The sequence below is a fragment of the Pseudomonas sp. AP42 genome (assembly GCF_001728935.1).
Lineage (GTDB): Bacteria > Pseudomonadota > Gammaproteobacteria > Pseudomonadales > Pseudomonadaceae > Aquipseudomonas > Aquipseudomonas lactis.
The window spans coordinates 1-9996 of sequence record NZ_LYSO01000168.1; the positions used below are offsets into that span (position 1 = coordinate 1).

A 9996-nucleotide genomic window follows, 5' to 3' on the forward strand; every position below is an offset into this window, starting at 1 on the left:
AGCGTTTGCTGCTACAGCCCAAACAGTTGTATCGGGAGCAAGCGGCGTCGCATTAAAGCTACAGGTCAGTGATTTCCTTGTGGCGCGGCACCAGCGTCTTCATCACGCTCCAGGCCACCAGGTAAGCCAGGGCGCAGATGGCGAACATGATCATGTAGCCGGTATGGATGTCGTTGATGGACTTGTAATAGTCGAACACCCAACCACCGATCTTGGTCATGAGCACGCCGCCCAAGCCACCGGCCATGCCGCCAATGCCGACCACCGAGGCCACGGTTTTCTGCGGGAACATGTCGGACACGGTGGTGAAAATGTTGCATGACCACGCTTGGTGTGCCGAGGCGCCCACGCCGATCAGCAGCACCGGCACCCAGAAGCTGAGGTAACCCAGCGGCTGCGCCAGCAACACCACCAGCGGGAACAGCGCAATCACCAGCATGGCTTTCATGCGCCCGTCATAGGGCGCATCGCCGCGCGCCATGAAGTAGCTGGGGAACCAGCCGCCGCCAATGCTGCCGACCATGGTCATGCTGTACAGCACCGCCAATGGCATCACGATATCGGCGCCTTTCATGCCGTATTGGGCAGACAGGTAGGTGGGCAGCCAGAACAGGAAAAACCACCACACGCCGTCAGTCATGAACTTGCCAAAGGCAAACGCCCAGGTCTGGCGGTAGGTCAACAGTTTGAACCAGGAGACTTTCTTCACAGCGCTGCCCGTCGGCGCCGGGGTGAACGGTTGTACGGTCTGGTCGCTGCGGATGTAGGCCAGTTCTTCAGGCGACAGGCGTTTTTGCTGTTCCGGCTTTTCGTACACGGCGGCCCACACGGCTACCCACACAAAACCGAGCATGCCAATGACCATAAACGCCGCCTCCCAACCCCACAGGCCGGCAATCAATGGGACACAGATGGGCGCCAGGATCGCGCCGACATTGGCGCCGGAGTTGAAGATGCCGGTGGCCAGGGAGCGTTCTTTCTTGGGGAAATATTCGGCAGTGGCCTTGATCGCGATCGGGAAGTTACCCGCTTCGCCAATCGCCAACACCGCCCGTGAAAGCATAAAGCCGGCGATCGACACCGGGATCACCGCCAGGCCGATGGCACCACTGACGGCTGCGATACCCTCGCCCATCGGTACTGCAAACGCATGCATGATAGCGCCGGTGGACCAGATACCAATCGCTACCACGTAGGCGGCCTTGGTGCCGATCTTGTCAACGAAGCGCCCGGCAAACAGCATGGAAATGGCGTAGACAAACTGGAACACCGCCGCAATGTTGGCGTAATCGGTGTTGCTCCAGCCAAACTGCGTCGAGAGTTGCGGCGCCAACAGGCTGAGCACCTGGCGGTCGAGGTAATTGACCGTGGTCGCGAAAAACAGCATCGCGCAGATCGTCCAGCGATAGCTGCCGACCGCCTGGCCGACACGGAGGGCACTGATGGGCTCGTTCAGATTCATGGCATCACTTTTTATTTTTGTTAGGTAGGACATATGTAACGTCATATGTCGTCGTACAACTACGAGTTTTATATCGGGGCGCCCACGCAGTGTCAATCGCAAAGACTGCCGTTTATCTATGATTCATGTGAAATATGAGAATGTCAGAGCTGCGCAGTTGTAGGATGACAAACCCTGAGCACCAGGCTGGGCGCTTGGCCGGGTACATCGTCGAGCAAGCCGAAACGTTGCATGCCCAGTTTTTCCAGTACGCGGATCGACGCAGCATGATCCGGCCGCACCAAACCGAACACTTCCGGTAAAGACAGGGTGTCGAACGCCAGCGCCAGGGCATCCCGCCCCAGTTCAGTGGCATACCCCTGCCCCCAGGCCTCGACGGCCAGGCGATAGCCAAGGTTGATGCGCCGCTGCGTCAGATAGTTAAGCGGCGCAATGCCGCCAAACCCGATGATGTATTCGGGGCTCTCTTTGCGGGCAATCGCCCACCAGCCGTAACCCTGGGATGCCCATTGCTCAAGCCAGTGATCCAATAGCCGTTGTGCCGCATCCAGGTTGGGCAGCGGGCCGGCAGGATTGAACAAGTGGGTCTGTGGATCACCGAAGATCGCGAACAATCGCTGAACGTCTGCGGCCTGTGGTTGGCGGTAGGTAAGGCGTGAATGGCTGCTTGGCATATGAATGACTTCCCTGTTTTGCCTGACTGACAATGACAACCCCAGTGGGAGCGCTCGAGCTTTAGCGAGGCCGCGATGGCGATAGCTCAGTCAACACAAATGCCAACAGTACCGCCGCCTTCGTCGCCTCGCCGGGGCTCGGCAACTCCCACATTTGATCTGTTTTGCCGCTAGTGATGCATAAGCCTCGAAAACCGACGTTTCATCCCATGCGAGAAAAAATACACAAAGCGGTGAATTATTTCGTGTCCACTTGTATCTGAACTGACAGAGCGGTGCCATCGTAGCGATGGCACCTCCCCTGTTCAGCTTTTGAGTGGCCCGCATGAAACTACGTAAAAAACGCGTCAAACCCATCGGATTGAAAGACATCACCATTGTCGACGACAACAAGATGCGCAAGGCGATCACCGCTGCCGCACTTGGCAACGCCATGGAATGGTTCGACTTTGGCGTCTATGGCTTTGTCGCCTATGTGCTGGGCAAGGTGTTCTTCCCTGACGCTTCCCCCAGCGTGCAGATGATCGCAGCGCTGGCCACCTTCTCCGTACCTTTCCTGATTCGCCCGCTGGGCGGCCTGTTCTTCGGCGCATTGGGCGACAAGTACGGACGGCAAAAAGTCCTCGCCGCCACCATCGTAATCATGTCCTTGAGCACCTTTGCCATCGGCTTGATCCCCGGCTATGCCTCCATTGGCATCTGGGCGCCGATCCTGTTGCTGCTGTGCAAAATGGCCCAGGGGTTCTCGGTGGGCGGTGAGTATACCGGCGCGTCGATTTTCGTGGCTGAATACGCCCCGGACCGCAAGCGCGGCTTCCTTGGCAGTTGGCTGGACTTCGGTTCCATCGCCGGTTTCGTCCTCGGCGCGGGTGTAGTGGTGTTGATCTCCACCGTGCTCGGTGAAGCAGAATTCGAGGCCTGGGGCTGGCGCTTGCCGTTCTTCCTCGCCCTGCCCCTGGGCATCATCGGCCTGTACCTGCGCCACGCGCTGGAAGAGACCCCGGCGTTTCAACAGCATGTCGACAAACTCGAACAAGGTGACCGCGAAGGCTTGAGCCACGGCCCTAAAGTCTCGTTCAAGGAAATCGCCACCAAGCACTGGCGCAGCCTGCTGACCTGCATCGGTATCGTCGCGGCTACCAACGTGACCTACTACATGCTGCTCACCTACATGCCCAGCTACCTGTCCCACAACCTGCACTACGCCGAAAACAGCGGCGTGCTGATCATCATCGCAATCATGGTCGGCATGCTGTTCGTGCAGCCGTTCATTGGCTTTGTCAGCGACAAGATCGGCCGCAAGCCGTTCATCATCGCCGGCAGTATTGGCCTGCTGTTCCTGTCGATCCCGGCCTTCATGCTGATCACCAGCGGCAAGACCGGCCTGATCTTCGGCGGCCTGTTGATTCTGGCGGTAGTGCTGAACTTCTTTATCGGCGTGATGGCGTCGACCTTGCCAGCCATGTTCCCCACCCACCTGCGCTACAGCGCCCTGGCCAGTGCCTTCAACGTCTCGGTACTGATCGCCGGTGTCACGCCCACTGCGGTGGCCTGGCTGGTGGAGAGCACCAACAACCTGTACATGCCCGCTTATTACCTGATGGTGTTCGCAGTGGTTGGTCTGATCACGGGCCTGACCATGAAGGAAACCGCCAACAAGCCCCTGCGTGGCGCGGCCCCGGCAGCTTCCGACATGGAAGAAGCCAAGGAGCTGCTGCAGGAGCATCACGACAATATCGAGCAGAAAATCGAAGACATCGACGCCGAGATTGCCGCGCTGCAAACCAAGCGGGAAAACCTGGTACAGCAACACCCGCGCATCAATTAATATCCTGACTGTGCGTGGTCGCGGCCTGCGACCACGCCATTGGAGCGTAAAGCATGGTTTCAAGCGTCACCGCCGCACACAGGTTACTCAGCGCAGACGAGCGCGCCGCCATTGCCGAAATTGAAGCAACCACCAACATCCTCAAGCTGGTCACCCGCCTGACCGGGATGAGATTCGCCGGCATCGCCAAGTTCACCGACCAGGAATGGGTGGTGTGTTCGGCCTACGACCCGCTGCAAATGGGCATCAACGTCGACGACGTACTCGACCTCGAAACCACCCTGTGCAGTGAGTTCTGTATCAACCCGCACACCCTGTTCATTCCTCAGATCAGCCAGAACGGCCGTTTCGCGGCGCGCCCGGTGGTCAAGCAATACGCCATCGAAAGCTACGCCGGCGCGCCGATCTTCCTGCCCGATGGCCGCCTGTTCGGCGCGCTGTGTGCGCTGGACTCACGGGCCATGTTGTTCGACGACCCCAACCTGCCGGAAACCCTGAGCCTGTTCGCCCGGCTGATTGGCTGCATCTTCTACGCTAATCTGACCCCGGCGGACCACTGACACCCGCCCTGCCCCGCAGGGTTGCCATGTCGCGCTTGGGCGGCACCCCAAACAGCCGGCTGTACTCACGGCTGAATTGCGACGGGCTCTCATACCCGACTTTGAACGCGGCACTGGAGACATCCTGGTGCTCGTTCAACATCAACCGACGCGCTTCATTCAAACGCAGCCATTTCTGGTATTGCAGCGGGCTCATCGCGGTCAGTTGCCGGAAGTGATGGTGAAAGGTCGCCGCGCTCATTTGTACCCGCGCTGCCAGCTCTTCCACCCGCAGGGCGGCGTCGAAATTCAACTTCAGCCAGTCGATGGCCTTGGCAATCCGATAGCCCTGGCCGTCCACCGAGCAGATCTGGCGCAATCGGCCGGCCTGGTCGCTTTTCAATAGCCGGTAATGAATCTCGCGCTGGATCAAGGGCGCGAGTACCGGGATGGCTTCGGGTTCATCCAGCAACGCCACCAGGCGCGCGAACGCGGCCAGCATGCCGTCGGTGACCGTGCCGATCCCCACGCCCTTCATGACCGCACGCTCACGCACCGGCGGCAGGCCACCCTGGGCGATCAGCTCGGTGAGCATGCGCAGGTCCAGCTTGAACGTCAGCCCCAGGCACGGCTGCTCGGGGCTGGCCGCCAGCACCTCGGAATTGGCGGGGATGTCCAGCGATGTCACCAGGAACCGGGACGTGTCGTAGGGGTAGCCCTCGCCGCCCACCCACAACTGCTTCTCGCCCTGGGCCACCAGCACGATGCACGGCTCAACCATGCACACCACCGGCGCAGCGGGTTGCTCACGCCGATAAAAGCCCAGGCCGGGGATCGGCATGGCGTAGTCGCCGGGCGACGGCGTGCGCGAACCAATCGACTGGATCAGCGCGTTCAATGGGGTGGCAGTGGACGTCATGACAGACCCTTTCAATGCTTCATTGCACTTTACCCGCGCAAGCCACGGGCGTCGTCACCTGGCACTGAAACTCAGAGGATCAGGCAAGTAATCCACTCAAATGCACTACAGAAGCCCTGCCGTCACCCGGAAAATGTGCGGACACTTCACAAGGAACATCCCTATGAAACGCCTCTTGCTCGCTCTGGGTTTGCTGGTGACTTCTCTTTCTTCATTTGGAGCCGATATGTCCAACGGTGCGGATAACTTCTACAGCAGCAACGCAGTGACGGCCGAACCTGTCACCTTCAACAATCAATACGGCATGCAGGTCGCCGGCACGCTGTTCGTGCCCAAGCACCTGGCCCCAGGCTCAAAGCACGCAGCCCTTGTCGTCGGCCACCCGATGGGTGCCGTCAAAGAGCAAAGCGCCAACCTCTACGCCACCAAAATGGCTGAACAGGGTTTCGTGACCCTGTCCCTGGACCTGTCGTTCTGGGGCCAAAGCGCCGGTACGCCGCGCAACGCGGTGTTGCCCGACCTCTACGTGGAAGACTTCAGCGCCGCCGTGGACTTTCTCGGCACTCGCCCACAGGTCGACCGGGAACGCATCGGTGCCATCGGCATTTGTGGCAGCGGCAGTTTCGTGATCAGTGCGGCGAAGATCGATCCGCGTCTCAAGGCAATCGCCACGGTCAGCATGTACGACATGGGCGCGGCCAACCGCAATGGCCTCAAGCACGGCATGACCTTGCAACAGCGCCAGCAGATCCTGCGCCAGGCCGCCAACCAGCGCTATGTAGAATTCCAGGGCGGTGAGACCCTCTACACCGGTGGCACGCCGCAGAGCCTCACGGGCGATCCGGTCGGCGACGAGTTCTACGACTTCTACCGTACCCCGCGCGGCGAAGTCACCCCAGCAGGCGCCTCATCGCAAACCACCACCCGGCCGACGCTGACCAGCAACGTCAAGTTCATGAACTTCTACCCCTTCAACGATATCGAGACGATCTCGCCGCGCCCGCTGCTGTTAATTACCGGGGCCGACGCGCACTCCCGAGAATTCAGTGAAGACGCCTACCAACGCGCCGCCGAGCCCAAGCAATTGCTGGTCATCCCCAACGCCGGCCATGTAGACCTTTACGACCGCGTCGAACTGATCCCGTTTGACACGCTCTCCACCTTCTTCCAGAGCCACTTGCAGTGAGTTCCGTTACCCCTCAACCGCAACGCTGGGGCGCGGTGCTGGCGATGTCGCTGGCGGCGTTTGCCTTGGTCGCCTCCGAGTTCATGCCGGTCAGCCTGCTGACACCGCTGGCGGCTGACTTGCAGATCACTGAAGGCCAGGCCGGCCAGGGCATTTCCGTGTCCGGGGTGTTTGCCCTGCTCACCAGCCTGGTGATCGCAGCGGTTGCCGCGCGGATGAATCGCAAGCGCCTGCTGATGGCCTTGACGCTGCTGATGATCGTCTCGGGCAGCGTGGTGGCGTTCGCACCGAATTACGCGGTGTTCATGCTCGGTCGCGCGTTGATTGGCGTGGCAATTGGCGGCTTCTGGTCGCTGTCGGCGGCCACGGCAATGCGCCTGGTCGAGCCCGCCCAAGTGCCACGGGCCTTGGCCATCGTCAACGGAGGCAACGCCCTGGCGACGGTGATTGCGGCGCCGCTGGGCAGCTTTCTCGGCGGCCTGATTGGCTGGCGCGGCGCATTCTTTTGCGTGGTGCCGGTGGCCGTGATTGCGCTGGCCTGGCTGTGGCTGAGCCTGCCGGCGCTCAAGCACAGCGGCGCGGCGAACACCGGCAATGCACTGCGCCTGCTGAGAAACCCCAAGGTGGCCTTGGGCATGTGCGCTGTCAGCCTGTTTTTCATGGGCCAGTTCATGCTGTTCACTTACCTGCGGCCGTTCCTGGAAGGCGTGACCCGGGTCGAGGTGTCCACACTGTCGTTGATGCTGCTGGTGCTCGGCCTGGCCGGTCTGGCGGGTACGGTGTTGATTGAGCACTTGCTCAAGCGCCACCTCTACCCGACGCTGATTGCCATCCCGTTGATCATGGCCGGCATCGCCCTTGCGCTGGTGGCATTCGGCGGTTCAGCGATTGCCACCACTGTGCTGCTGGGCTGCTGGGGCCTGGTGGCCACTGCTGCGCCTGTGGGCTGGTGGACATGGCTGGCCCGCGCCTTGCCCGACGACGCCGAGGCCGGCGGGGGATTGATGGTCGCCATCATCCAGCTGGCGATTGCCGCCGGCGCCACCGTCGGTGGTGTGGCATTCGACTTGAGCGGCTACCGGGCCACCTTCGAGCTGAGCGCCGCCTTGCTGGTAGTCGCCACGCTGCTGGCTTACCTGGCATCGCGCCGCCCTGCTCATGCGCGCATGGCGAGCGGCACTACTTGAAAAAATGACTCGGCGTTTTGCCAAACTGTTTCTTGAACATGCTGGTAAAAGCGCTGGGGCTTTCATAGCCCAATTCAAACGCCACATCGATGATCTTCTGCCCCACCGCAATGCGCTCCAGCGCCAGCAATAGCCGCGCTTGCTGGCGCCACTGGCCGAAGGTCATACCGGTTTCCTTGCGGAACAGGCGCTGGATGGTGGTTTGGTCCAACCCCAACCGCGCACTCCAGTCGGCGACGGTGGAGGCATCACTCGGCTCGTCCTGCAACGCCAGGCAGATCGGGCTCAGGCGTGGGTCGGCAGGCTGGGGCAAAGACAGCGGCAAGGCCGGCAGGATGGCCAGTTCATCGAGGATGAGGTGCATGATCCGCGCGTCGCGTGAATCCTCGGCATACGGCGGTTTCAAGCTCACCGAGGCCTTGATCAGTTCACTCAGCAGCGGCGAGACCGTCACCGTCTTGGGCTCGGCCGGCAGGTTGGGGAAGCTGTCCGGGCGCACGAACACGCTGCGCATCTGCAGCGTACCCACGCAGCGCAGCGAGTGAACTTGACCGCAAGGCATCCAAAAGCCACGATTGGGCGGCACCGTCCATTGCCTCAGGGCCGAGTACACCACCATCACACCGCCAATGGCGTACAGCAGTTGGTGCTTGTTGTGGCTGTGTTCGGGGATCACCCAGTGTTCGGGGTAATCGGTGGCCGAGCTGATGACAGCCCAGTCGCCCTCATCGATTTCTCGCAGAAATTTATCCAGTGATTTGATCATTTCGCCCTTTTTGCGATGGTTTCTGCCCGAATTGCGCGAGACAGGCATTGGCGCCGAATCTAGCATAAACGCCGAGTCCAGATGGAGTGGCGGTTCACATCACCGCCGCCCGCCTCCACGCCTGTTAGCTGCCTTGTACGGAATGCCCGCATGTCCACAGTCACAGCGTCACCCGCCGCACCTTCGACCAGCCCGCAAGTAAGCCCCTTAGTCATGCGCGTCCTGGGCGCCTGTGCCCTGGCGCACCTGATCAATGACTTGATCCAGGCGGTGCTGCCGTCGATCTACCCGATGCTCAAGGCCAACTACGGCCTGAGCTTTACCCAGGTCGGCCTGATCACCCTGACCTTCCAGTTGACCGCCTCGCTGTTGCAACCGTGGATCGGCTACCACACCGACCGCCACCCCAAACCCTGGCTATTGCCGGCGGGCATGGTGTGCACCTTGGTCGGCATCTTGATGCTGGCCTTTGTCGGCAACTTCCCGGCGATATTGCTCGCGGCGGCGCTGGTGGGCGTGGGCTCATCGACCTTCCACCCGGAAACCTCCCGCGTCGCACGCCTGGCCTCCGGTGGGCGCTACGGCCTGGCGCAATCGACCTTCCAGGTCGGCGGCAACACCGGCAGCGCCTTCGGCCCATTGCTGGCGGCGGCGATCATCATTCCCTACGGCCAAAGCCACATTGCCTGGTTCGGCCTGTTCGCGGTGTTCGCCATCCTGGTGCTGTACGGTTTGAGCCGCTGGTACCGCCACCACCTCAACCTGTTCAAGCTCAAGCAAGGCAGCCAGGCGACCCACGGCTTGTCCAAAGGCCGCGTGACCTTCGCCCTGGTGGTATTGGCCGTGCTGGTGTTCTCCAAATACTGGTACATGACCAGCCTGACCAGCTACTTCACGTTCTACCTGATCGAGAAATTCCAGCTGTCGGTAGCCAGCTCGCAGATGTACCTGTTTCTGTTCCTCGGCGCAGTGGCCGTGGGCACCTTTGCCGGTGGCCCGATCGGCGACAAGATCGGCCGCAAAAAGGTTATCTGGTTCTCCATCCTCGGCGCCGCACCGTTCACCCTGGCTCTGCCCTACGTCGACCTGTTCTGGACCGCCGTACTCAGCGTGGTCATTGGCTTTATCATCGCCTCGGCGTTCTCGGCCATCGTGGTGTTTGCCCAGGAATTGGTGCCGGGCAATGTGGGCATGATCGCCGGGATATTCTTCGGCCTGATGTTCGGCTTCAGTGGGATCGGCGCGGCGCTGCTCGGGATGCTCGCTGATCATCACGGCATCGAATACGTGTACAAGTTGTGCTCGTTCCTGCCGTTGGTGGGCATCCTCACGGTACTGTTGCCGTCGACTAAAGGCGTTTGATCGGTTGCGGGGCCCCAAATAGGTATCGACACAACTCTGTAGCGCTCAACGGTAACCACGATGCGAAGCGAGC

Annotated in this window: 9 protein-coding genes; 5 read left to right on the forward strand and 4 right to left on the reverse strand. The window is 60.9% G+C overall.

The window, feature by feature from the left end:
* Positions 1-58: 58 nt before the first annotated feature.
* Both A7K61_RS29360 and A7K61_RS29365 read right to left on the reverse strand, forming a co-directional pair.
* The gene (locus tag A7K61_RS29360) at positions 59-1462 is read right to left on the reverse strand and encodes an MFS transporter (protein ID WP_069558923.1); all 1404 of its coding nucleotides are present in this window, start codon (positions 1460-1462) and stop codon (positions 59-61) included.
* Between the two features lie 143 nt (positions 1463-1605).
* Complete coding sequence (locus A7K61_RS29365; protein WP_069558924.1) at positions 1606-2136, reverse strand: GNAT family N-acetyltransferase; 531 nt, start codon at positions 2134-2136, stop codon at positions 1606-1608.
* A 325-nt stretch (positions 2137-2461) separates the two neighbouring features.
* On the opposite strand from A7K61_RS29365, the gene proP reads away from it, so the two are divergent.
* Both proP and A7K61_RS29375 read left to right on the forward strand, forming a co-directional pair.
* The gene (gene proP / locus A7K61_RS29370; protein WP_032892100.1) at positions 2462-3964 is read left to right on the forward strand and encodes a glycine betaine/L-proline transporter ProP; all 1503 of its coding nucleotides are present in this window, start codon (positions 2462-2464) and stop codon (positions 3962-3964) included.
* Positions 3965-4017: 53 nt separating this feature from the next.
* Positions 4018-4524 (forward strand): GAF domain-containing protein, encoded by a 507-nt coding sequence (locus tag A7K61_RS29375; protein ID WP_032892101.1) that lies wholly within the window; start codon positions 4018-4020, stop codon positions 4522-4524.
* On the opposite strand, the gene A7K61_RS29380 is transcribed toward A7K61_RS29375, so the two are convergent.
* Positions 4499-5422: an AraC family transcriptional regulator gene (locus A7K61_RS29380; RefSeq protein WP_069558925.1), complete on the reverse strand. Its 924-nt coding sequence runs from the start codon at positions 5420-5422 to the stop codon at positions 4499-4501. The two genes, A7K61_RS29375 and A7K61_RS29380, sit on opposite strands and share 26 nt — an antisense overlap.
* A 163-nt stretch (positions 5423-5585) precedes the next feature.
* Between A7K61_RS29380 and A7K61_RS29385 the strand changes: the two genes are divergently transcribed.
* Positions 5586-6608 carry an alpha/beta hydrolase gene (locus A7K61_RS29385; protein ID WP_069558926.1) on the forward strand — a complete coding sequence of 341 codons (1023 nt, stop codon included), beginning with the start codon at positions 5586-5588 and terminating at the stop codon, positions 6606-6608.
* Positions 6605-7795 (forward strand): MFS transporter, encoded by a 1191-nt coding sequence (locus tag A7K61_RS29390; RefSeq protein WP_069558927.1) that lies wholly within the window; start codon positions 6605-6607, stop codon positions 7793-7795. The genes A7K61_RS29385 and A7K61_RS29390 overlap by 4 nt, the downstream gene beginning before the upstream one ends.
* Here A7K61_RS29390 and A7K61_RS29395 read toward each other — a convergent pair.
* Entirely contained in the window at positions 7788-8609 is an 822-nt protein-coding gene (locus A7K61_RS29395) for a helix-turn-helix domain-containing protein (protein WP_047710713.1), read from the reverse strand. The genes A7K61_RS29390 and A7K61_RS29395 overlap by 8 nt on opposite strands.
* 102 nt (positions 8610-8711) lie before the next feature.
* On the opposite strand from A7K61_RS29395, the gene A7K61_RS29400 reads away from it, so the two are divergent.
* Positions 8712-9923, forward strand: coding sequence for an MFS transporter (locus A7K61_RS29400; RefSeq protein WP_034135455.1), 1212 nt, complete (start codon positions 8712-8714; stop codon positions 9921-9923).
* Positions 9924-9996 lie beyond the last annotated feature (73 nt).

Bases quoted from the DNA above. Each gene is read 5' to 3' on its own strand.
- A7K61_RS29360 (WP_069558923.1), bottom strand. From the start codon at position 1,462: ATGAATCTGAACGAGCCCATCAGTGCCCTCCGTGTCGGCCAGGCGGTC.
- A7K61_RS29365 (WP_069558924.1), bottom strand. From the start codon at position 2,136: ATGCCAAGCAGCCATTCACGCCTTACCTACCGCCAACCACAGGCCGCA.
- proP (WP_032892100.1), top strand. From the start codon at position 2,462: ATGAAACTACGTAAAAAACGCGTCAAACCCATCGGATTGAAAGACATC.
- A7K61_RS29375 (WP_032892101.1), top strand. From the start codon at position 4,018: ATGGTTTCAAGCGTCACCGCCGCACACAGGTTACTCAGCGCAGACGAG.
- A7K61_RS29380 (WP_069558925.1), bottom strand. From the start codon at position 5,422: ATGACGTCCACTGCCACCCCATTGAACGCGCTGATCCAGTCGATTGGT.
- A7K61_RS29385 (WP_069558926.1), top strand. From the start codon at position 5,586: ATGAAACGCCTCTTGCTCGCTCTGGGTTTGCTGGTGACTTCTCTTTCT.
- A7K61_RS29395 (WP_047710713.1), bottom strand. From the start codon at position 8,609: ATGCCTGTCTCGCGCAATTCGGGCAGAAACCATCGCAAAAAGGGCGAA.
- A7K61_RS29400 (WP_034135455.1), top strand. From the start codon at position 8,712: ATGTCCACAGTCACAGCGTCACCCGCCGCACCTTCGACCAGCCCGCAA.